The 23,216-nt window shown below is 41.8% G+C and carries 16 protein-coding genes and 1 tRNA gene; 11 read left to right on the plus strand and 6 right to left on the minus strand.

The window, feature by feature from the left end; genetic code table 11:
- Window positions 1–23 precede the first annotated feature (23 nt).
- Complete coding sequence (locus L655_RS0101540) at window positions 24–2,498, plus strand: hypothetical protein (RefSeq protein WP_024603859.1); 2,475 nt, start codon at window positions 24–26, stop codon at window positions 2,496–2,498.
- 186 nt (window positions 2,499–2,684) lie between these two features.
- Here the strand turns inward: L655_RS0101540 and cysQ are convergent, their stop codons facing one another.
- Genes cysQ through cysG form a run of 6 tightly spaced genes read right to left on the minus strand, consistent with a single transcriptional unit; the run spans window position 2,685 to window position 9,647 of the window.
- Complete coding sequence (gene cysQ / locus L655_RS0101545; protein ID WP_024603860.1) at window positions 2,685–3,455, minus strand: 3'(2'),5'-bisphosphate nucleotidase CysQ; 771 nt, start codon at window positions 3,453–3,455, stop codon at window positions 2,685–2,687.
- Window positions 3,456–3,464: 9 nt separating this feature from the next.
- A complete protein-coding gene (gene cysC, locus L655_RS0101550) occupies window positions 3,465–4,058 on the minus strand; it encodes an adenylyl-sulfate kinase (protein WP_024603861.1) in 594 nt (197 codons plus the stop codon).
- A gap of 32 nt (window positions 4,059–4,090) precedes the next feature.
- On the minus strand, window positions 4,091–5,815 hold the full coding sequence (locus tag L655_RS0101555; RefSeq protein ID WP_002958871.1) for an SLC13 family permease: 1,725 nt from the start codon (window positions 5,813–5,815) through the stop codon (window positions 4,091–4,093).
- Window positions 5,816–5,846: 31 nt separating this feature from the next.
- Window positions 5,847–7,271: a sulfate adenylyltransferase subunit CysN gene (gene cysN, locus L655_RS0101560; RefSeq protein ID WP_024603862.1), complete on the minus strand. Its 1,425-nt coding sequence runs from the start codon at window positions 7,269–7,271 to the stop codon at window positions 5,847–5,849.
- On the minus strand, window positions 7,271–8,170 hold the full coding sequence (gene cysD, locus L655_RS0101565) for a sulfate adenylyltransferase subunit CysD (RefSeq protein ID WP_002958873.1): 900 nt from the start codon (window positions 8,168–8,170) through the stop codon (window positions 7,271–7,273). The genes cysN and cysD overlap by 1 nt, the downstream gene beginning before the upstream one ends.
- 49 nt (window positions 8,171–8,219) lie before the next feature.
- Window positions 8,220–9,647, minus strand: a complete 1,428-nt coding sequence (cysG, locus tag L655_RS0101570) for a siroheme synthase CysG (RefSeq protein ID WP_024603863.1) — start codon at window positions 9,645–9,647, stop codon at window positions 8,220–8,222.
- Window positions 9,648–10,097: 450 nt separating this feature from the next.
- Between cysG and deoC the strand changes: the two genes are divergently transcribed.
- From deoC to rpoC, 10 genes are all read left to right on the plus strand, one after another.
- Window positions 10,098–10,841 carry a deoxyribose-phosphate aldolase gene (gene deoC / locus L655_RS0101575; protein ID WP_024603864.1) on the plus strand — a complete coding sequence of 248 codons (744 nt, stop codon included), beginning with the start codon at window positions 10,098–10,100 and terminating at the stop codon, window positions 10,839–10,841.
- Window positions 10,842–10,989: 148 nt separating this feature from the next.
- Window positions 10,990–11,066 (plus strand) — tRNA-Trp (locus L655_RS0101580).
- A gap of 132 nt (window positions 11,067–11,198) precedes the next feature.
- On the plus strand, window positions 11,199–11,576 hold the full coding sequence (gene secE, locus L655_RS0101585) for a preprotein translocase subunit SecE (RefSeq protein ID WP_002958877.1): 378 nt from the start codon (window positions 11,199–11,201) through the stop codon (window positions 11,574–11,576).
- 4 nt (window positions 11,577–11,580) lie between these two features.
- A complete protein-coding gene (gene nusG, locus L655_RS0101590) occupies window positions 11,581–12,144 on the plus strand; it encodes a transcription termination/antitermination protein NusG (RefSeq protein ID WP_002958878.1) in 564 nt (187 codons plus the stop codon).
- 214 nt (window positions 12,145–12,358) lie between these two features.
- On the plus strand, window positions 12,359–12,787 hold the full coding sequence (rplK, locus tag L655_RS0101595) for a 50S ribosomal protein L11 (protein ID WP_024603865.1): 429 nt from the start codon (window positions 12,359–12,361) through the stop codon (window positions 12,785–12,787).
- 3 nt (window positions 12,788–12,790) lie between these two features.
- Entirely contained in the window at window positions 12,791–13,495 is a 705-nt protein-coding gene (gene rplA, locus L655_RS0101600; protein WP_002958880.1) for a 50S ribosomal protein L1, read from the plus strand.
- Between the two features lie 322 nt (window positions 13,496–13,817).
- Entirely contained in the window at window positions 13,818–14,312 is a 495-nt protein-coding gene (rplJ, locus tag L655_RS0101605) for a 50S ribosomal protein L10 (RefSeq protein WP_002958881.1), read from the plus strand.
- 76 nt (window positions 14,313–14,388) lie between these two features.
- Entirely contained in the window at window positions 14,389–14,751 is a 363-nt protein-coding gene (gene rplL, locus L655_RS0101610) for a 50S ribosomal protein L7/L12 (RefSeq protein ID WP_002958882.1), read from the plus strand.
- A gap of 271 nt (window positions 14,752–15,022) precedes the next feature.
- The gene (gene rpoB / locus L655_RS0101615; RefSeq protein WP_024597281.1) at window positions 15,023–19,048 is read left to right on the plus strand and encodes a DNA-directed RNA polymerase subunit beta; all 4,026 of its coding nucleotides are present in this window, start codon (window positions 15,023–15,025) and stop codon (window positions 19,046–19,048) included.
- Between the two features lie 104 nt (window positions 19,049–19,152).
- Window positions 19,153–23,216 (plus strand): DNA-directed RNA polymerase subunit beta' (rpoC, locus tag L655_RS0101620; RefSeq protein WP_024603866.1); only part of this gene is annotated, 4,064 nt, incomplete at its 3' end.

Below are 23,216 nucleotides of genomic sequence, written 5' to 3' on the forward strand. Positions count from 1 at the left end.
GCTGGCGATATCCGCCAGTGACTATGGCTGTATTGGCGTCATTGTTTATAACTGCTTTTTACATGCTAAGCACAGCACCAAAATTTGATGAAGCTGCATTATACGCGCAAAGTTTTATGAGCTTAAAATACCTAGCACTTACGTTTATTGGCATGCTCATAACTGTCATTTATCAGACAAAGCTCTATACCCAAAAGCCAATTTTTACTGCTGTATTAGTCACTCTTAGTTTAATTTACATAGTTTTTGCAGTCAGCCTAGGCGATATGGTGCCTGCCTTTAATGTCTTTATGTACCTAGCTGCTAGTTATTTAATTTTAGCGATTTACTTATTGTGTAATGAATATAAGCAGAGTAAACAGCAGGGTTTCATGTCTGAAGGTGAACCGTCTGAAGCTAAAGAAATGCCTGAACTAAAAACTTTAGAGCACTTTAGAGAATGGTTCAAAGATGATTCGACTATTAAAAGCATAGAGGAATTAGAACCCGATTTACAGGTTTACGCCATGCGCATTACCGAGCGGCTACAAAAAGGCGGTGATAAAGAGTTAGCACAACATATAGCCCTTTGCGGACCTTATGGTTGCGGGAAAAGCAGTATCGTCGAAAGTATTGTGAATGGTTTAGCAAAAAACTCTCAAAAAGAGAGTATTTGGATACATAGTGATATATCAACATGGGGCGCTGCAAGCGGCAGTGTTGCGCATGTTGTATTGAGCCATATTATCGACGATATAAGTCAGTATATTGATATGTGTGCCTTTCGTGCGTTACCTAAACATTATACTGAAGCCCTAAAGTCGGGTGGTAGTGTATTTCAGTTTGTATCTACGTTACTCGCAGGCCCTGTTGATATTGAGGGAAGTTTTCAAAAGCTTAATGACGTTCTTAAAGTCACCAACCATAAATTACTCATTACCCTGCAAGATGTAGATCGTGGTACGGGCGATGAAAATGAAAAGCGTCTAAATGATATAGCTGCGTTGCTTGATAGGCTAAAAAAACGAAGTTTGAGTCATATAAATTTTATTGTCGCGATGGGTAATGAAAGTGATGCAGCTGCTGAAGTAATCTCAAAAGCTACTGATTATAGAGAAGATATTTTAATTAGTAGTATTTCTGGAAAGCTAAAGGAGTTTATATTTTTATCGATAAATAAAGCTGTTTCAAATGGTGTAATCACACTTTATAGCAGTGGATATGGTAATACTGAAAATTCAAAGCCACCTTTTGTATATCCTATAAAAGATAAAAGTTGGATCGAGGATTATAATCAGTTTTCGGATGCTTTTTTTAAACGAGAGGTTATAGCTCTAACAGGTATAATTTACTCTGTTCGTTTATTGAAAAAAATTATCAGAAGAGTCGATGCCGCTTGGAATCAAAGTGAGATAAATGGAGAGGTTAACCTATTAGCCACAATAATGTTAGTGGCTTTAAAAGAGTCAAAATTTAGCAATTACTCACTATATTTGAACCAGTTGGATGAAGCAGGGCTTAATTCTCAAAATGACTTAACCTCGGTGCTGGAAGCAATTTCAAAAAGGGTAGACGGCTCTGTTGATTTAAACCTTATAAATTTTTTCGACGTTTTACTGAATGTTAAAATGATTACTAACTACGATGCTCTAGACGATAAAGAGTTTGAGGTGGGGGAAAAGGTTCCTACAAGTAAATTACTTGACCCTATCTCGGTGAGTACGCAGTCAATAGGCCGTTCTAATACAAAATATTTAAATTCTTTATCGTTGATTGAACTTGAAAAACTACCCAAAAATTGGTTGAAACAGCAACCTATTTTAAAAAGCCTATATATTGAAAATAAGGCTAGTGCAGATACATTTGCTACAAGTTGGCTTCAAAGTCATCAGACTCGTGAACTTACTTCACTATTAATCTATTGTCCGACTTTTAAAGCGAATCTTAGAAATATTTTTACTTTTACATTAAAACATTTTGAAAAAATAGATATAAAAGAACGAAATGCGTTAAGGCGGACAAGGTTTTTATACAATTTAGGTGATATGTTTTTAGCTACCACAGACTTTAATTCTTTCTTAAACGATAGTTGTAACTTAATTCATGTGCTTGAAAGTGATCTCTTAAGACAGTTATTTAGCTATTGCTTTAGTAAAAAATTGTTTGGTGCTGATGATGAGTTGGAGGTTAAGTTAGAAGAAAGAGATGTTAAGGACGTGATTTCCCTAGTGTCAAAGCTAAGCTTTATTAATGGAGAAGAAGCGGCAACATTAATTTGGCCTTTATACTATAAGTTAGGTAAGGCTAGCTTAAAAAATGAGGTAAAAGAGATAATAGAAAATAATGCAAATTCATATCTTGTGCCACAGCAGTTCTCAAATATTATCGATCCTAATGCTGCTTATAATTTATATGTTGATTTCCACACAATAAATATTGATGCTCGCCATTATAAAAACTTCTTAGATATACCAGTATCAGTACTAGATGAAATTCTTAAAGGGGTTCAATATGATTAAAGCCCGTAAAAAGTTTATAGAGGATTAATATAAAAACTATTATATGTAGGTTAAACATAATTTCATATGCTGAAAAAGTGGATGTGAAAAGCATATATAAGTTGGGTTTCGTTCCACTCAACCCAACCTACGGTGTTTAGGTTTACATTGAGCTGCTCGTGGCTAACAGCTCGAAGCTCTTAGCTTTTATTCTTCCACCGCACTCACTACAAAATACGGATTCAAGTATTCATCTTTGGTGTTATAAATAAGCGGGCTGCCATCAAGTTGGGTCACTTTAGCACCGGCTATTTCGGCGATGGCGTGGCCTGCTCCGGTATCCCATTCGCAAGTTGGGCCCAAGCGCGGGTAAATATCGGCGCTGCCCTCAGCGACTAAACACAGCTTTAGTGAGCTGCCTTTAGACACCATTTCAACCTCGTCAAAGCGTTTCACAAACTCGGCTAAATCGGGTGATGGGTGCGAGCGGCTGCCTACAACACGAATTAACCCTTTGTTAGGTTTGGTGGTTACTTTAAGTTCTATTCGTTCATCGCCTTTATCTTTAAATGCGCCAATGGCTTCGGCGGCTAAGTACGATACGCCAAGGGCAGGTGCATCAACTACGGCTAAAATAGGAATACCATTTTTAATTAGGGCGATGTTTACGGTAAATTCACCGTTCTTTTTAATAAATTCTTTAGTGCCGTCGATTGGGTCAACTAACCAGTAGCTTTTCCATGTTTGGCGTACATCCCAGCTTATGTCGGCGTTTTCTTCACTGAGTATTGGAATGTCGGGTGTGAGCTGTTGAAGCCCTGCCACAATCAGTTTATGAGCTGCTAAATCGGCGTCGGTTACGGGGCTTTCGTCGGCTTTGTACTCAACGTTAAAGTCCTTTTCGTAAATTCCCATTATCGCTTGGCCTGCTTTGCGGGCAAGGATGAGGGTTTCTTCTAGCAGTTCGGTTTGATTCATGGGGTTAACCTATATTATGTGCTTTTGTTTTAGATACGTTATCAGTTGTGTAACCGATTGGTCTAGGGTGTTTTTACTTGTATCTAAAATTATTTCTGGATTGTTTGGCACTTCGTAGTTTGAATCGATACCAGTGAAGTGTTTTATCTCTCCAGCGCGGGCTTTTTTGTATAAGCCTTTTGGATCGCGGCTTTCGCATACATCCAGTGGGGTATCGATAAAGACTTCGATAAATTCGCCTTCGTCTACTAAGTTACGCACCATGTCGCGTTCTGCTCTAAAAGGCGATATAAACGCAGTAAGTACTAACAAGCCAGCGTCGGTCATTAGTTTTGCGGTTTCGCCTACGCGGCGTATGTTTTCAATGCGGTCTTCGTCGCTAAAGCCTAGATCTTTACACAAACCGTGGCGTACGTTGTCGCCATCGAGCAGGTAAGTGTGCGTACCTTGCTGATTAAGCGCCGCTTCTAGTGCGTTTGCTACGGTGCTTTTGCCAGAGCCTGAAAAGCCGGTAAACCATAAAATAGCGGGCTTATGTTTTTTTTGCTCACTACGCTGTGCTTTTGTCGTTGCGTAGTTATGCCAAACTATATTTTCATCCATAGTGAGAGTCTCTTATGCTGTGAGCGCAGGTATTAAAACGGAAATACCAGCGGGATCAGGGTTAATACCGTGATTGAATAAATAATAGAAAGGGGTAAGCCCATCACTATGTAATCTTTTAAGCGATAGTTACCCGCGCTATAAACCATTAGATTAGTTTGATACCCAAATGGCGATATAAAGCTGGCTGATGCGCCAAAGGCAACCGCCATAATAAACGGTAGCGGGTCTACATTAAAACCAACCGCGAGCGAGTAAGCAACAGGGAACGACAAGGCAGCAGCTGCGTTGTTAGTTATAAGCTCGGTAAATAATACGGTCATTAAAAATATAGCTATAAACGCGCCGTACGGGCCAAAATCCCCAAGTACCATAAACATGGCGTCGGATATTTGCCCGGCAAGTCCGGTGCCTATCATTAATTTAGCAAGGCCAATGGCGCTACCTACAACCACTAATAACTCGATAGGAAAACGGCGTTTTACTTCGTTAAGTTTTATGGTGCCGCTGAGCATTAAGCCAATCAGTAATACTAATAAGCCTTTAACCAGCGGCACTATGCCAATAATGCTTAAACCCAGTACTGCGGCAAAGCTTAGTAGCACAATATTTGATTGCTTAGGTGCAAGGTGGGCTTGTAAGTCAAACCCTGAAATATACACAAATTCGCGCTTTAAATTAGGCAAGGTGTAAAAGTTTTTGCCTGGTGCGAGTATAAGTGAGTCGCCAGCTTGTAATTGCACTTGCCCAAGGCCGCCTTGTAAGCGGTCGTGTCCACGGCGAATGGCAATAACAGCAGCATGAAACTGCTCTCTAAAGCGGGCTTCTTTTACGGTTTTGCCAATAAATTTTGAAGATTGACTTACGACTACTTCTACTAAGTGTTCTATGTCTTTTTGATGATTCTCGTGCACTACTTTTAAACCGTCGAAACGGGTAAGTAATGGCACCGATTTTATGTCACCTACAAACAGCAGCACGTCGTCTTTTTGAATAATTTGCTGCGGAGTGACTGCGCAAATTCGGCTGCCATCGCGAATAATTTCAGCAAGGAATAAGTCTTTTAAATCACGCAGGCCGTTTTCTTCTACGGTTTGGCCTATTAATTTTGAGCTTGCTTGTACTTTACCTTCTAGGTAAAAAGGCACGACTTCTTGGTCGCTTTTACCGTTGTCGGGTAAGTATTTAAGCATTACTAAAATAGTAATTAGGCCTACGCTTAGCGCGCCTAAACCTACTAAGGTAAAGTCAAAAAAGCCCAGCGGTTCCATGCCCGCATCTACTGCAAAGCCATTAACGATTAAGTTGGTTGATGTACCAATAAGCGTAATAGTGCCGCCCAAAATAGCAGTGTACGACAGCGGTAACAATAGCTTTGAAGGGGAGTGATTAGGGTTGTCTTTTATCGCGGTAATAAGCGATGCAACAACGGCAGTATTGTTAGTAAACGACGATAAAAAGGCGGTTGATAACCCTAATTTTGTTACCGATTTTACTAAACTACCTTTAGATAGCGATTGCGCTAACTTTTGAATTAGGGTGGTTTTTTCTATTGCGGTCGACACTAAAACCAATAGTACTAAGGTGATAAGCGACGGGTTAGCGTAGTTAACTAACATACTTTCAAGATCGATTAGCCCTGCTAAGTAGCTGGTGCCAATAGCGCTTACAAATAACCATGCTGGATTAATACGGGTGCCAAAAAGGCACCCGACTAAGGTAAGCATAATGCCTGTTAAAACGAGCTGTTCTACCATGCTTTTAAATTCCTAACAGGCTAAAGTTAACTTATAGCTTAGAAATATCAAGCGCTTGCCAATGCGGGAAGTGCTTGCGTACTAAGCTGTTAAATTCAACTTCAAATTCGCTAAAGTTACTTTGCTTTGTTTGGCTTTGCAGTACTTGCTCAATCATACCGGCAGCAACAGTTAGGTTTGATAAGCGATCGATTAGGATAAACGAGCCTGTTTCGTGATTGCTGTGGTACTCGTCTGCCAAAATAGTTTCGGTTAGTTCAAGCGTTACAATCGCAATTTCGTTTAACTGCAGTGAGTCGCTAGTGCCGTGCTCAAGCGTGTTTACATCAATTGTGTAGTCAATCTTTTTAACAATAGCTGAGGTGTTTTTGCTACCTAGTTTTAGGTTATAGCTTTTACCTAACACTAATGGCGATTCATGCATCCACACAATTTTAGCTTGCAACTGGTTAGTAACAGCGGCCGTTGAATTTGCAGGTACGATTACATCCCCTCGGCTAATATCAATTTCGTTATTTAGGGTAACGGTAATTGCTTGGCCTGCTTCGGCGCTGTCTAGGTTGCCATCAAAGGTAACAATTTCTTTAATGCTTGATGTTTTACCCGACGGTAATACTTTTATAGCATCGCCTACGTGCATCTTGCCCGATGTCAGTGTGCCCTGAAAACCACGGAAGTTTAAGTTAGGACGCACGACATATTGCACCGGTAGGCGCGCTTCAAAGCCTGTATCTGTTTCGGCTGCTGGCGAATCTTCTAATAACTCTAGTAGCGGCTTGTCGGTGTAATACGGTGTATGTGCAGAGCGTGTTACTACGTTGTCGCCTTTAAGCGCCGACATAGGCACAAACTTAATGTTTGATACGTTAAGTTGCTCAGCAAATTTAAGGTAATCGGCCTTAATTTTTTCATACACGGTTTCGTCAAAATCAACGATATCCATTTTATTAACGGCAACAACAAACTGTTTAATGCCCAGCGAGTCACAAATAAAGCTATGGCGCTTAGTTTGTACTTGTACGCCGTAACGCGCATCAACCAAAATAATGGCGACATCGCTTGTTGATGCACCAGTTACCATGTTGCGCGTGTATTGCTCGTGCCCAGGCGTGTCGGCAATAATAAATTTACGCTTAGCCGTTGAAAAGTAACGGTACGCTACGTCAATCGTAATGCCTTGTTCACGCTCAGCTTGTAGGCCATCAACTAATAAAGCAAGGTCAAGATCTTCACCTGCATTACCTACTTTTTCGTTATCTTTATGAAGGGCTGCTAGCTGATCTTCATAAATTTGGTGGCTGTCGTGTAGTAGGCGGCCAATCAGTGTTGATTTACCGTCATCTACGCTGCCACAAGTAAGCATGCGTAATAAGCTTTTGTCTTGCTGGCGTGCTAGGTAGGCGTCTATGCCTATTTCCTTTACTTCGTTAAATGTATCGTTATTTTGGCTAGACATTAAAAATACCCCTCACGTTTTTTCTTCTCCATTGAGCCGGCTGAATCATGGTCAATAACACGACCTTCACGTTCAGATGACGTAGATAGCAGCATTTCTTCGATGATTTCGGTTAAAGTACTTGCTGTTGATTCAACTGCACCGGTAAGTGGGTAGCAGCCTAGTGTACGAAAACGAACAGATTTCATTTGCGGTACTTCACCTTCATTAAGAGGCATACGCTCATCGTCAACCATAATCAAAGTACCGTCGCGCTCAACTACTGGGCGATCTTTAGCTAGGTACAATGGCACCATTTCGATGTTTTCTTGATAAATGTATTGCCAAATATCAAGCTCAGTCCAGTTAGATAATGGGAAAACACGAATGCTCTCACCCGGATTAACTTGGCTGTTGTAGGTATTCCAAAGCTCTGGGCGTTGGTTTTTAGGATCCCAACGGTGGTGTTTGTCGCGGAACGAATAAACACGCTCCTTTGCGCGTGACTTTTCTTCGTCGCGGCGTGCGCCACCAAATGCAGCATCAAAGCCGTATTTATCTAGCGCTTGTTTTAAGCCTTGGGTTTTCATTATGTCGGTATGTTTACCTGAGCCATGCGTAAACGGGCCTACGCCCATTTCAATGCCTTCTGGGTTTTTGTGTACCAGTAGGTCAAAGCCGTATTCTTTAGCTATACGGTCGCGAAACTCAATCATTTCACGAAACTTCCAGTTGGTGTCTACGTGTAATAACGGAAACGGAATTTTTGCAGGGTAAAATGCTTTACGCGCTAAGTGCAAAAGTACCGACGAATCTTTACCAATAGAGTAAAGCATTACTGGGTTCTCAAACTCAGCGGCGACTTCGCGCATGATTTTGATACTTTCAGCTTCAAGTTGCTGAAGGTGAGTTAAAGCCATTGTTAGTCGTCCTACTAAAATGATTAAAAGTTACAAATTTAAAATTCGGTTATGTATTTGATACATCTGTTAGCGGCTGTGCAAAGCTGCTTGTTTGCTCGTTTTCCCCAAACCACGCCAGTTGCGAGTGCAGGGCGGCTACTTCGCCAATAATGAGTAACGCAGGCGATATAATGCTATTGCGTTCAATTAAGTCGGCAAGTTCGCCTAATTGGCCTGTTACTACACGCTGATTTTTGCGTGTACCATTTTCGATAATGGCCACAGGGGTGTCGGCTTTGCGGCCATGTTTTAAAAGCTCGCCTTGTATGTGCGGCGATTTAATTACGCCCATGTAAATAGCCAGCGTTTGATTTGCTTTTGCCAGCGATTGCCAATCAAGTTCTTGACCGTCTTTTTTACAGTGGCCAGTTACAAATTGAATGGCTTGTGCATGGTCGCGATGCGTAAGCGGAATGCCCGCGTAAGCACTACAACCTGCAGCGGCTGTTATACCCGGTACAATTTGATAATTTACGTTGTTAGCAGCCAGTACTTGTACTTCTTCGCCACCACGGCCATAAATAAACGGGTCACCACCTTTAATGCGGCACACTTTTTTGCCTTGTTTAGCAAGGTCGACCAGCATTTGGTTGGTATCTTCTTGAACAACACTATGATCGCCCAAACGTTTGCCTACACAAATAAGGTCAGCATCGCGGCGCACTAGCTCCATAATCTCGTCAGAGACTAAAAAGTCATAAACGACGACGTCGGCTTGTTGCATAAGTTGCAGTGCTTTAAGTGTTAAAAGCTCTGGATCGCCAGGACCTGCACCTACTACATATACTTCGCCTTCAGGTTCTGCTTTCGCATCTAGCATTTGCTCTAGTTGCTGCTGTGCGGCTTGGGTATCACCGGTTTGTACTTTACTCACAACAGATGAGTCGAACACGCCTTCCCAAAATTGGCGGCGGTCTGAAAAATGTTTAAAGCGTTTTTTTACTTTGTCTCTAAAGCCACCGACAAGTGTTGCAAGTGGGCCAATATGATGTGGAATAAGAGTTTCGAGCTTTTCGCGTAAGCGACGTGCAAGTACGGGCGCTGTGCCAGCACTTGATATAGCAATCGTAATTGGGTCACGGTCAACAATGGATGGGAATATAAACGTACATTTAGGTTGGTCATCAACCACGTTTACAAACACATTGCGGGCATTGGCAAGTTCAAATACGTTGTTGTTTACTTCATCGCGGTCGGTTGCTGCAATAACAAGCATTTTGCCATCAAGGTGCGATTCATCAAAATAAGCATCAATAAGCGTTACTTCATTATTATGTGCATGCTCTTTTAGTTCGTCGCAAAACCAAGGTGCTACTAAAGTAACGCTTGCTCTCGCTTTTAAAAACGCGCGACATTTGCGTAATGCGACCTCTCCACCGCCAACAACCAATACTGGTTTGTTGTCGAGTTTGGTAAAGATAGGTAAATACTGCACGTTAATAAGACCCCTAAACAAATTCAAATATAAGAAAACGCTTTATTCTGATAAGCAGAATATAGCGGCTATCAATAAGTAAAAAATAATTAAAACCAAGTTGATATAACCAAAAGTTATAATAGGTGGGCTTTTTAGGCCTAAGAGCTAGTTAACAAGGGATTGCGACGAGTTACAAGTAAAATAACCAGCTTATAGTGTTTGGTTATGAGCTATAGCGAGTTTGGTTTAATTTGTTAATATGGAGGCATATCAAATTTTGTACTTATACCAATTGCATTAAATTAGTGATCTATTATAGCGACGAGAAAATAGCTCAATAACAAGGCTAAAATTATGATACATAGTTGTTCTATATAAATAGTTTTTAACGTAGTTAGTGCGTTATTTAATACGCTAAAATGATCATGTTTTTAATAAAATTGGTATTACATAAGCAACGGAGCTCTAATGACACAACACCAAAAAGATGCCGCATTAGCAGTCGCACTGATGGATTTAACAAGCTTAAACACCAGCGATACCACCAAAAGCATTCAAGCACTTGTTGATAGCATAAATCCTACCTTAGGTACGCCTGCCGCAGTATGTATTTATAGCGATTATGTTGATGATGCAAAAATAGCACTCGCAGCGCGTGAGCTTAACCACGTAAAAGTCGCAACAGTTACTAACTTTCCAACGGGTGATGCTCCACTGAGTGATGTAATTAACGAAACACTTATTGCTATAGAGCGCGGCGCAGACGAAATTGATTTGGTTATTCCTTATAAAAAACTAATAGCGGGCGATGCTCAAACTGTACTTAGCTATGTAAGCGAAAGTAAAAAAGCGTGTGGGTCGCGCGCGCAACTTAAAGTAATAATAGAAAGCGGCGAGCTAAAAACTGACGCGCTTATTACTCAAGCCACGGAGCTTGCAATTGAAGGCGGTGCTGATTTTGTAAAAACCAGTACGGGTAAAGTGGCTGTAAATGCCACGCTTGAATCAACAAAAATTATGCTAACAGCCATTAAAAACTCAAACAAACGTGTGGGCTTTAAAGCGGCCGGCGGTGTTAAAACTGTTGCTGATGCTAGTGATTATTTAGCGCTAGCACGCGCAATAATGGGTGATGATTATTTGCAAGCAAATACATTTAGGTTTGGTGCTTCAAGCTTGTTAAGTGACGTTTATAAAACCATAGGGAAATAATCAATATCTTTGGATTGTAGGTTTATCTAACCGATTAAATTATTAGCAGTTTAAACAATAATGTAATTAATTAATTAGATTTTCCAATGTGGGTATCTTTTAGGCTTGTGTTAATGAACTGCGTAAGTATAATAGGCATCCACTTTGCAGGGGCGTAGTTCCAATTGGTAGAACAGCGGTCTCCAAAACCGATGGTTGGGAGTTCGAATCTCTCCGCCCCTGCCAGTTTTACTTGTTATTTGAGTAGTCTGAGATTAAAAACCGGTTTAAATTAAGTCTGTTTTTAAGTTTAGATTTTAATGGATTAACCCTGCCGTAGTGTAGGGTTGTTGTGTCTGTAGTTAAGGTAATAATATTATGAGCACGAATGTAGAAACACCATCAAGTGCGATGGAGTCAGTAAAGTGGTTAGTAGCAATCGCGCTACTTGCAGGCGCAGTTGTTGGTAATCACATGTATGCAGATCAATCTGTATTACTACGTGCTATTGGCGTTGTTGTTGCAATAGCGGCCGGATTAGCAATTGCCTCGCAAACATTTAAGGGACGTAACTTTCTTGCTTTCGCTAAAGAAGCTCGAATTGAAGTACGCAAAGTTATTTGGCCAACGCGCCAAGAAACTACCCACACGACATTAATTGTAATGGTTGCAACAGTGATTATGGCACTTATCCTTTGGGGATTAGATGGCATTTTATTCCGCGCTGTAGGCTTTTTAACTGGATTGGAGATCTGATCCCATGTCGGATGAGAACGAGAACAAAGAAATTAAGTTACGTTGGTATGTAGTACAGGCCTTTTCTGGTTACGAAAAGCGTGTAGCTCAAACGTTAATTGAACATATTAAAATCGAAGGTCTAGAATCGAGCTTTGGTGAAATATTAGTACCAACTGAAGAAGTTGTTGAGATGCGCGCTGGCCAAAAGCGTAAATCTGAGCGTAAATTCTTCCCCGGTTACGTATTAGTACAAATGGATATGAATGACGCAAGCTGGCACTTAGTGAACAGCACAGAACGCGTTATGGGCTTTATTGGTGGTACGTCTGATCGTCCTGCTCCTATCAGCCCTAAAGAAGCTGAGCGCATTCTTAATCGCCTACAAGAAAATGCTGAAGCACCTAAACCTGCTACATTATTTGAACCAGGTGAAGTTGTACGCGTTACAGATGGTCCATTTGCAGATTTCAGTGGTGTAGTTGAAGAAGTTGACTACGAAAAGAGCCGCGTAAAAGTATCTGTACTTATTTTTGGTCGTTCTACGCCAGTTGAGCTTGAATTCGGTCAAGTTGAGCAAGATAAGTAATTGATTAAAAAAGCTTCGCTAATTTTTATTTAAATTTTGGCATGAAGCTTGAAAAAGGCCGCTGATTAACTTATAATCAGCGGCCTTTTTGTATTAAGGTAAAATTTATTTTTTACTGTGCAAAAAGTACGAAACCAATTTTTAAACTGGGAAGCCGTTAGAGTACGCGTCCTCGCGCGCACAAGGCTGAGACCCACCAAATGAGGTATTTATAATGGCTAAAAAAGTTGAAGCTCTAATCAAGCTACAAGTTGCCGCTGGTATGGCTAATCCTAGTCCTCCAGTAGGTCCTGCACTAGGTCAACACGGTGTAAACATCATGGAATTCTGTAAAGCGTTTAACGCACGTACAGAGTCTATCGAAAAAGGCGCTCCAGTTCCTGTAGTGATCTCTGTTTACGGTGACCGTTCATTTACGTTCGACATGAAAACGCCACCTGCTGCTTACTTACTTAAGAAAGCTGCTGGTATCAAGTCAGGCTCAGGCCGTCCTAACACTGATAAAGTAGGCACAATAACTCGTGCTCAACTTGAAGAAATTGTTGAGACAAAACGAACTGACCTTACAGCTGCCGATATGGACGCAGCGGTTCGCACTATCGCAGGTTCTGCGCGTGCGATGGGCTTGAACGTAGAGGACTAAGAAATGGCTAAATTAACTAAACGTATGCGTACTATCCGCGAAAAAGTGGAAGTAACTAAAGATTACGAAATCAATGAAGCAGTTGCTCTTTTAAAAGAGTTAGCGACAGCTAAATTCGTAGAAAGTGTTGACGTTGCCGTTAACCTTGGTATCGATGCTCGTAAATCTGATCAAAACGTTCGTGGTGCTACTGTACTACCTAACGGTACTGGTCGTGACGTTCGTGTTGCTGTATTCACACAAGGCGCTAATGCAGAAGCTGCAAAAGAAGCCGGTGCTGAATTAGTAGGTATGGAAGATCTTGCTGAACTAGTTAAAAAAGGCGAGATGAACTTTGACGTTGTTGTTGCATCACCAGACGCTATGCGTGTTGTTGGTCAACTAGGTCAAATCTTAGGCCCACGTGGTCTAATGCCAAACCCTAAAACTGGTACTGTAACGCCTAACGTTGCAGAAGCAGTTAAAAATGCTAAAGCAGGTCAAGTACGTTACCGTAATGACAAAAATGGCATCATCCATACTACTATTGGTAAGGTTGATTTCACTGCAGAGCAGTTACAACAAAACCTTGAAGCTCTAATTGTTGCGCTTAAGAAGGCTAAACCTTCTCAAGCTAAAGGTGTTTACTTGAAGAAAGTAACTATCTCTACAACAATGGGCGCAGGTGTTTCTGTTGACCAAAACACTTTAAGCACTATTGTTGCTTAATTGAGTGTTTACATGGCGTGAAATTTGTACTATAATTTCGCGCCATTTTGTTGATTAATTTATTAATTTGCAAAGTAAAGAATTCGGGTTGAAGTCCATAATTTCGTTAAGCCTTCGGGGTTAACGATAAATTGGGCTTCCGTCCAAGACCGTAGGTGGCTTCGGCCTTAATATTCACCTACGTAGACGGTGTAGACCCCAGATAGATTTTTCCTAATCCTTCTGGCTCTCGCCGTAAAAAGCATCTCTACCTTGTTTGGTAGGGAAGAGTAGAACAGGGGAATCCGATAATCGGTACCCCATTAAACCAGGAGTAACACCCATGGCTTTAAATCTTCAAGGCAAAAAAGCAATAGTTGCTGAAGTCAACGAAGCAGCCAATGGTGCTCTATCTGCAGTTGTTGCAGATTCTCGTGGTGTAACAGTTGGCGCAATCACTGCCCTTCGTAAAGAAGCTCGTGCAAATGGTGTTTGGATGAAAGTTGTCCGTAACACTTTAGCAAAACGTGCTCTTGAAGGAACAGATTTTGAGTGTCTTTCTGATTCATTTGTTGGTCCAAGCTTAATCGCTTTCTCATCAGAGCACCCAGGTGCTGCTGCGCGTATCTTTTCAGATTTCGCGAAAAAGAATGAGAAATTCGAGCTTAAAACGGCCGCTTTTGAAGGAAATGTTGTTGATGCAGCAATGCTTGCTACATTACCTACATACGATGAAGCTGTTGCACGCTTAATGAGTGCTATGAAAGAAGCGTCTGCTGGCAAATTGTGTAAAACAATTGAAGCAGTACGTGTACAGAAAGAAGAGCAAGCTGCTTAATTTTAAGCTGTTTAATCTCACTTTCGGTGTAAAATTTATTTGGACTTAATGTCCGTTAATTATTAGGAAATTTGTAATGTCTGTATCTAAAGACCAAATCCTTGACGCAATTGCTGAAATGTCAGTAATGGACGTTGTTGCTCTTATCGAAGCAATGGAAGAAAAATTCGGCGTAACTGCTGCAGCTGCAATGGTAGCTGGTCCAGCTGCTGAAGCTGCTGAAGAGAAAACAGAATTTGACGTAATCCTTACTGGCGCTGGCGCTAACAAGGTTTCTGCAATCAAAGCTGTTCGTAGCGCAACTGGCCTTGGCCTTAAAGAAGCGAAAGCTCTTGTTGAAGCTGCTCCTACACCTGTTAAAGAAGGTGTATCTAAAGAAGAAGCTGAAGCACTTGCAAAAGATCTTACTGAAGCTGGTGCTGAAGTTGAGGTTAAGTAATTTAGCTTTTGCTAAGTTCGCTGCCTGAGAAATCAGGCAAGGGCTGGTGATTATTTAATCACCGGCCTTTTTGCGCTATAGAGTGATGCACTCTTTTAGTTCAAATAAAATCTGATTTTTTCTTTACTTTCAACGCTTTATAGTTTGCTAGTGTTAAAGTGGGATCTAATTAGAACAACAGTTAAATGTTGTAAAATCTTGGCATAGCTGCCAGTTAAGTCTGTTCTTACAAGAACAGGTCGGGTCAAAGATCAGCAAGCTGAGGAACCCCATGGCTTACTCTTATTCTGAAAAGAAACGTATCCGTAAGGATTTTGGTAAACGTCCACAAGTTTTGGATATACCTTTTTTACTGTCTACACAGTTAGAATCGTTTAAAAAATTCTTAGTGCCGGACGCTGATGGCGATCATGGTTTGGAAGCTGCCTTCCGTTCTGTGTTCCCTATTAAAAGCTACTCGGGAAATTCTGAGCTTCAATACGTAAGTTACCGTATTGGTGAGCCAGTTTTCGATGTAAAAGAATGTCAAATTCGCGGTGTGACTTATTCTGCTCCACTTCGCGTGAAACTGCGTCTTGTTGTTATGGACAAAGAAGCACCAGGCACAGTTAAAGACATTAAAGAGCAAGAAGTTTACATGGGCGAAATTCCGCTCATGACAGATACCGGTACTTTTGTAATCAATGGTACAGAGCGTGTTATCGTTTCTCAGCTACACCGTAGCCCTGGTGTATTCTTTGATAACGACCGCGGTAAAACCCATTCATCGGGTAAAGTATTATATAACGCACGCGTTATACCTTACCGTGGTTCATGGTTAGACTTCGAATTTGATGCAAAAGATAACTTATATGTACGTATTGACCGCCGTCGTAAATTACCGGCGTCTATCATCCTACGTGCACTAGAGTATTCTAGCGAAGAAATCCTAGATATGTTCTTCGATAACACTACGTTTGAAGTAACGAATGGTAAAGTTCTTATGGAACTTGTACCTTCGCGTTTACGTGGTGAAACTGCCGCTTTTGATATCAAGAGCGAAGACGGTGAAGTATTTGTTGAAAGCGGTCGTCGTGTTACGGCTCGCCACATCAAGAGCATCGAGAAGAAAGGCATTAAGCAATTAGAAGTACCACATGAGTACATCATTGGCCGTATTGTAGCTAAAAACTATGTTGATGAATCAACTGGTGAAGTTATTGCAAATGCAAATGACGAGCTAACTCTAGAGCTAATGGCTGAATTGGTTAAAGCCGGTCACACTAAAATTGATACGTTATATATCAATGAAGTGGACAGCGGTGCTTACATGTCAAATACATTGAACATTGACTCTTCAAGCAGCCGTTTAGAAGCACTAGTAGAAATTTACCGCATGATGCGCCCAGGCGAGCCACCGACGAAAGACGCGGCTGAAGCCTTATTCCAGAACTTGTTCTTCTCTGAAGAGCGTTATGACTTATCTACTGTAGGTCGTATGAAGTTCAATAGCCGTGTTGGTTACGATACAGACACAGGCCCAGGCACATTAAGCAAAGAAGACATCGTGTCTGTTATGAAAGTATTAATTGCTATTCGTAACGGTCAAGGCGATGTTGATGATATCGATCACTTAGGCAACCGTCGTATACGTAGTGTTGGCGAAATGGCTGAGAACCAATTCCGTGTTGGTCTAGTACGTGTTGAACGTGCTGTACGTGAGCGTTTAAGCTTAGGTGACCTTGACGCGATAATGCCACAAGATCTTATTAACGCTAAGCCTATTTCGGCAGCGGTTAAAGAGTTCTTCGGCTCGTCTCAGTTATCACAGTTTATGGACCAAAATAACCCACTATCAGAAGTTACGCATAAACGTCGTATCTCTGCATTAGGTCCGGGCGGTCTAACTCGTGAACGCGCAGGCTTTGAAGTACGTGACGTTCACGTAACTCACTATGGTCGCGTATGTCCAATCGAGACTCCTGAGGGTCCAAACATCGGTCTAATTAACTCGTTGTCTACGTACGCACGTACAAATGACTACGGTTTCTTAGAAACACCTTACCGCAAAGTGGTAGATGGTGTTGTAACTGATGAAGTTGATTACTTATCAGCCATTGAAGAAGGTCAGTTTGTTATCGCACAGGCGAACTCAAACTTAACTGAAACCAATGAGTTTGTTGATGAACTTATTCCATGTCGTCACAAAGGTGAATCTACCTTTATGGGTCGCATGGACCAGCAGTATATGGATGTATCACCACAACAGGTGATCTCTGTAGCGGCAGCACTTATCCCGTTCCTAGAACACGATGATGCTAACCGTGCATTGATGGGTTCAAACATGCAACGCCAAGCAGTACCAACATTGAAAGCGGATAAACCGTTAGTAGGTACTGGTATTGAGTTAACACTAGCGAAAGACTCTGGTGTAACTATCGTTGCTAAACGTGGTGGTGAAGTAATGTATGCTGACGCAAGTCGCATCGTTGTAAATGTACATGAAGAAGAACGCATCCCAGGTGAAGCGGGCATCGACATCTACAACTTAACCAAATACACACGTTCTAACCAAAATACATGTATTAACCAAAAACCAACTTGTATGGTTGGCGAACCGGTTACTCGTGGTGACGTGTTAGCAGATGGTCCTTCGACTGACTTAGGTGACTTAGCCCTTGGTCAAAACCTTCGCGTGGCATTCATGCCATGGAACGGTTACAACTTCGAAGATTCAATCTTGTTATCAGAGCGCGTAGTTGAAGAAGATCGTCTAACGACTATCCATATTCAAGAACTACAGTGTGTTGCCCGTGATACTAAATTAGGTCCTGAAGAGATCACTGCAGATATCCCGAATGTGGGTGAGTCTGCGCTAGGCAAGCTTGATGAATCAGGCGTTGTATATATTGGTGCTGAAGTTAAAGGCGGCGATATCCTAGTAGGTAAAGTGACTCCTAAAGGCGAGACACAGCTTACACCTGAAGAGAAGCTACTACGTGCTATCTTCGGCGAAAAAGCGTCTGACGTTAAAGACAGCTCTTTACGCGTACCAAACTCTGTAACTGGTACTGTAATTGACGTGCAAGTTTTCACCCGTGATGGTGTTGAAAAAGATAAACGTGCGTTAGAAGTTGAAGATATGCAGCTTCGCGAAGCGAAGAAAGACTTCAACGAAGAGTTCCGTATTTTAGAAGCAGGCGTTTTAGACCGTGCACGCAAGCTACTTATAGCTGCTGGTTTTGATGAAGAAAAACTTGCATCTCTTAATGCTGAAAAAGTACTTACGCAAAGCCTTGCTGAAGAAGACAAGCAAGCTGAGCTTGAGCAACTAGCTGCACAGTACGATGAGCTTAAAGCTGAATACGATAAAAAGTTTGAAAACAAACGTCGTAAAATTACCCAAGGTGATGATTTAGCACCAGGCGTACTTAAGATTGTTAAAGTATACCTAGCTGTTAAACGTCGTATCCAACCGGGTGATAAAATGGCGGGTCGTCACGGTAACAAAGGTGTTATCTCGACTATCGTACCAGTAGAAGATATGCCTTACGATGACAAAGGTCGTACGGTAGATATCGTATTGAATCCACTAGGTGTACCATCGCGTATGAACATCGGTCAGATCCTTGAAACACATATGGGTCTTGCTGCACGTGGTATCGGTGAACGTATTGAAGAGATGATGAAAGAACAACGTGAGCTTCATGAGCTGCGTGAATTCATCAAGCAAGCTTACGAAATTGGTGAATCTCGCCAAGTTGTAGACATTGCTAGCTTCACTGATGACGAAATTCGTCGTCTAGCTGAAAACTTAAAAGGTGGTTTACCAATAGCTACTCCTGCATTTGATGGCGCGAAAGAAAGCGAAATCAAAGACATGCTTGAGCTTGGTGGATATCCTCGAAGTGGTCAGGTTACACTTTATGATGGCCGTACTGGCGATCAGTTTGAACGTCAAGTAACTGTTGGTTACATGTATATGCTTAAACTTAACCACTTGGTTGACGATAAGATGCACGCACGTTCTACTGGTTCTTACAGCCTTGTTACTCAGCAGCCGCTGGGTGGTAAAGCACAGTTCGGTGGCCAGCGTTTTGGTGAGATGGAAGTATGGGCACTTGAAGCTTACGGTGCTGCTTACACTCTACAAGAAATGCTAACAGTGAAATCGGATGACGTGAACGGTCGTACTAAGATGTATAAAAACATCGTTGATGGTAACCATAAAATGGAACCAGGTATGCCAGAATCGTTCAACGTATTGTTGAAAGAAATCCGCTCACTGGGTATCAACATCGAGTTGGAAGAAAATTAAGCCAATTAGATGCTGCAGTTAACGCTGCAGCATCTGTTACGGCTGAATAGAATGTAGGGACGAGACTATCCGTCCTCAAGATTAACTCCGACAGGAGAGCTAAGGTGAAAGACTTACTTAAGTTTCTGAAGCAACAAAATAAGACCGAAGAATTCGATGCAATTCGCATTGGTCTTGCTTCACCAGACATGGTTCGTTCATGGTCATACGGTGAAGTAAAGAAACCTGAGACTATTAACTACCGTACTTTCAAGCCTGAGCGCGACGGCTTATTCTGTGCCCGTATTTTCGGCCCAGTGAAAGATTATGAGTGTTTATGTGGTAAATATAAACGCCTTAAACACCGTGGTGTGATCTGTGAAAAGTGTGGCGTTGAAGTAACACTCACTAAAGTGCGACGCGATCGTATGGGTCATATCGACCTTGCGAGCCCAGTTGCACATATATGGTTTTTAAAATCATTACCGTCACGTATTGGCTTAATGCTAGATATGACGCTTCGTGATATTGAACGTGTTCTTTACTTCGAATCATTCGTAGTAACTGAGCCTGGTATGACAACGCTTGAGCGTGGTCAGCTATTAGGTGAAGAAGAATACTTAGATTCACTAGAAGAGCACGGTGATGAATTTGAAGCGAAGATGGGTGCTGAAGCAGTTTTAGACTTGCTTCGTGAACTTGATCTTGCTCAATTGATTGCTGAGATGCGTGAAGAGTTACCAACAATTAACTCTGAAACTAAGCGAAAAAAAATCACTAAACGTCTTAAGTTAATGGAATCGTTCCACCAATCAGGTAATAACCCTGAGTGGATGATCATGACAGTACTTCCAGTATTGCCACCTGATCTACGTCCATTAGTACCATTAGACGGTGGTCGTTTTGCGACATCTGATCTAAACGACCTTTACCGTCGTGTTATTAACCGTAATAACCGTCTTAAGCGTCTACTAGATTTAGCAGCACCAGACATTATTGTACGCAACGAAAAACGTATGTTACAAGAAGCGGTAGATGCGCTACTTGATAACGGTCGTCGTGGTCGTGCAATTACAGGTTCTAACAAACGTCCTCTTAAATCTCTTGCTGATATGATCAAGGGTAAGCAAGGTCGTTTCCGTCAGAATCTACTTGGTAAGCGTGTAGATTATTCAGGCCGTTCTGTTATCACAGTAGGTCCTACACTTAAGCTTCACCAATGTGGTCTTCCTAAGAAGATGGCACTTGAGCTATTCAAACCATTTATCTATGGTAAATTAGAGCGTCGCGGCATGGCTACGACAATCAAAGCAGCTAAGAAGATGGTTGAACGTGAAGTTCCGGAAGTATGGGATGTACTTGACGAAGTAATTCGTGAACATCCAGTATTACTTAACCGTGCACCAACACTTCACCGTTTGGGTATCCAAGCGTTTGAGCCTGTGCTTATCGAAGGTAAAGCGATCCATTTGCATCCATTAGTATGTGCGGCGTACAACGCCGATTTCGATGGTGACCAAATGGCGGTACACGTACCGTTAACAATCGAAGCGCAGCTTGAAGCTCGTGCATTGATGATGTCAACAAACAACATTCTATCTCCTGCGAATGGTGAGCCAATCATCGTTCCTTCACAGGATGTTGTATTGGGTCTTTATTACATGACTCGTGACCGCATTAACGCTAAAGGCGAAGGCGCGATATTTAAAGATCCAAAAGAAGCAGAAAAAGCATACCGCAGTGGCAATGCTGACCTTCACGCAATCGTGAAAGTACGTATTAGCCAATCAGTTAAAAACGAAGACGGCATAGTAGAAGACACTGTTACTGTAATCGATACAACTGTTGGTCGTGCAATTCTATCTTTAATTTTACCTAAAGGTATGCCGTTTGAGTCAATCAACCAAGCATTAGGTAAAAAGCAGATTTCTAGCTTAATTAATGAGTGTTACCGTCGTCTTGGTCTTAAAGACACAGTTATGTTTGCTGACCAAGTTATGTACACCGGTTTCCATTATGCAATGAAATCAGGTGTTTCTATCGGTATTGATGACTTAGTTATCCCACCGGTTAAAGCACAGATCATTGAATCAGCTGAAGCTGAAGTTACTGAAATCAACCAACAATTCCAATCAGGTCTTGTAACGGCTGGTGAAAAGTACAATAAAGTTATCGATATCTGGTCACGTGTAAACGAAAACTTGTCACGTGAGATGATGTCTAACTTGTCAAAAGACACAGTTATTAATGCTAAAGGTGAAGAAGTAGAGCAACCGTCATTTAACTCAGTGTTTATGATGGCCGACTCAGGTGCTCGTGGTAGTGCTGCACAGATTCGTCAGTTGGCGGGTATGCGTGGTCTAATGGCTCGACCAGATGGTTCAATCATTGAGACGCCAATCACAGCTAACTTCCGTGAAGGTCTAAACGTACTTCAGTACTTCATCTCAACGCATGGTGCGCGTAAAGGTCTTGCCGATACAGCACTTAAAACAGCTAACTCGGGTTACCTAACGCGTCGTCTAGTAGACGTTGCACAAGATTTGGTAATCAATGAAGATGACTGTGGCACAGAAGATGGCTTAACAATGAAACCGCTTATTGAAGGTGGTGATGTTGTAGAAGCACTTCGTGAACGTGTTCTAGGTCGTGTTGTTGCTGAAGATATTGTAATTCCAGGTACTAATACTGTACTTGTTGAGCGTAATATCATGCTTGATGAAAAACTGTGTGACCTTTTAGAAGAGCACTCAGTGGATGAAGTTCGCGTACGTTCTGTTATCACATGTGATAACGACTTTGGTGTATGTGCTAAGTGTTATGGTCGTGACCTTGCACGTGGTCATATCATCAACGCGGGTGAATCAGTAGGTGTTATCGCGGCCCAGTCAATCGGTGAGCCGGGTACACAGCTTACGATGCGTACATTCCACATCGGTGGTGCGGCATCAAGAGCGTCAGCTGAAAATAATGTACAAGTTAAAACTAACGGTACATTAAAACTTCATAACGCTAAATATGTATTAAATACAGATGGTAAGATTGTTATTACCTCACGTTCTACTGAGATCACTATCATTGATAGCTATGGTCGTGAAAAAGAACGTTATAAAGTACCTTACGGTGCGGTATTAACAGTGCAAGACAATGCTGAAGTTCAAGGTAACGACATCGTTGCTACTTGGGACCCGCATAGTCACCCAATCGTTCTTGAGCATAAGTCAAAAGTATCGTTTAGCGACATCGATGACTCAAATACTGAAGCACAGACTGATGAACTAACAGGTTTAACCCGTGTAGTTGTTAAAGATCTTGCTAAAGTAAATACTAAAGAACCTAAGCTTATCATTGAAAGTGAAGAGCGCGGTCTGCAAGAAACACGTCTTCCTTCATTCACTACGATTGAAGTTATTGACGGCGTTACAGCAAACCCTGGTGACGTGTTAGCACGTATACCACAAGAAGGTTCGAAAACTCGTGATATCACGGGTGGTCTACCACGCGTAGCCGACTTATTTGAAGCGCGTAAACCTAAAGAGCCAGCTATCTTAGCTGAGATCACAGGTACTATTAGCTTCGGTAAAGAGACTAAAGGTAAGAAACGTTTAGTTATTACTCCAGCTGAAGGTGATCATTACGAAGAAATGATTCCTAAGTGGCGTCAACTTAACGTGTTTGAAGGTGAGCAAGTGTCTAAAGGTGAAGTTATCGCCGATGGTCCTGAATCGCCGCATGACATCTTACGCCTACGTGGTGTGACTCATGTTGCTAACTACATCGTTAACGAAGTGCAAGAGGTTTACCGTTTGCAAGGCGTTAAGATCAATGACAAGCACATTGAAACAATTATCCGTCAGATGATTCGTAAATGTACCATCATACACGGTGGTGATACTGACTTCTTAGCAGGTGAACAAATCGAAGTGGCGCGCGTTAATATCGCAAACCGTGACCTTGAAAAACAAGGTAAGATACCAGCTAAGTTTGAAATCCAGTTAATGGGTATCACAAAAGCATCACTAGCAACAGAATCTTTCATCTCTGCAGCGTCTTTCCAAGAGACAACACGTGTTCTCACAGATGCGGCAGTGAATGGTAAGAGCGATGAGCTTCGCGGTCTGAAAGAAAACGTAATTGTGGGTCGTTTGATCCCAGCCGGTACCGGTTTTGCGTATCATCAAGAACGTAT

The sequence above is a fragment of the Pseudoalteromonas sp. TAE79 genome (assembly GCF_000498015.1).
GTDB lineage: Bacteria > Pseudomonadota > Gammaproteobacteria > Enterobacterales > Alteromonadaceae > Pseudoalteromonas.

Bases quoted from the DNA above. Each gene is read 5' to 3' on its own strand.
- L655_RS0101540 (WP_024603859.1), top strand. From the start codon at position 24: ATGGCTGTATTGGCGTCATTGTTTATAACTGCTTTTTACATGCTAAGC.
- cysQ (WP_024603860.1), bottom strand. From the start codon at position 3,455: ATGAATCAAACCGAACTGCTAGAAGAAACCCTCATCCTTGCCCGCAAA.
- cysC (WP_024603861.1), bottom strand. From the start codon at position 4,058: ATGGATGAAAATATAGTTTGGCATAACTACGCAACGACAAAAGCACAG.
- L655_RS0101555 (WP_002958871.1), bottom strand. From the start codon at position 5,815: ATGGTAGAACAGCTCGTTTTAACAGGCATTATGCTTACCTTAGTCGGG.
- cysN (WP_024603862.1), bottom strand. From the start codon at position 7,271: ATGTCTAGCCAAAATAACGATACATTTAACGAAGTAAAGGAAATAGGC.
- cysD (WP_002958873.1), bottom strand. From the start codon at position 8,170: ATGGCTTTAACTCACCTTCAGCAACTTGAAGCTGAAAGTATCAAAATC.
- deoC (WP_024603864.1), top strand. From the start codon at position 10,098: ATGACACAACACCAAAAAGATGCCGCATTAGCAGTCGCACTGATGGAT.
- secE (WP_002958877.1), top strand. From the start codon at position 11,199: ATGAGCACGAATGTAGAAACACCATCAAGTGCGATGGAGTCAGTAAAG.
- nusG (WP_002958878.1), top strand. From the start codon at position 11,581: ATGTCGGATGAGAACGAGAACAAAGAAATTAAGTTACGTTGGTATGTA.
- rplK (WP_024603865.1), top strand. From the start codon at position 12,359: ATGGCTAAAAAAGTTGAAGCTCTAATCAAGCTACAAGTTGCCGCTGGT.
- rplA (WP_002958880.1), top strand. From the start codon at position 12,791: ATGGCTAAATTAACTAAACGTATGCGTACTATCCGCGAAAAAGTGGAA.
- rplJ (WP_002958881.1), top strand. From the start codon at position 13,818: ATGGCTTTAAATCTTCAAGGCAAAAAAGCAATAGTTGCTGAAGTCAAC.
- rplL (WP_002958882.1), top strand. From the start codon at position 14,389: ATGTCTGTATCTAAAGACCAAATCCTTGACGCAATTGCTGAAATGTCA.
- rpoB (WP_024597281.1), top strand. From the start codon at position 15,023: ATGGCTTACTCTTATTCTGAAAAGAAACGTATCCGTAAGGATTTTGGT.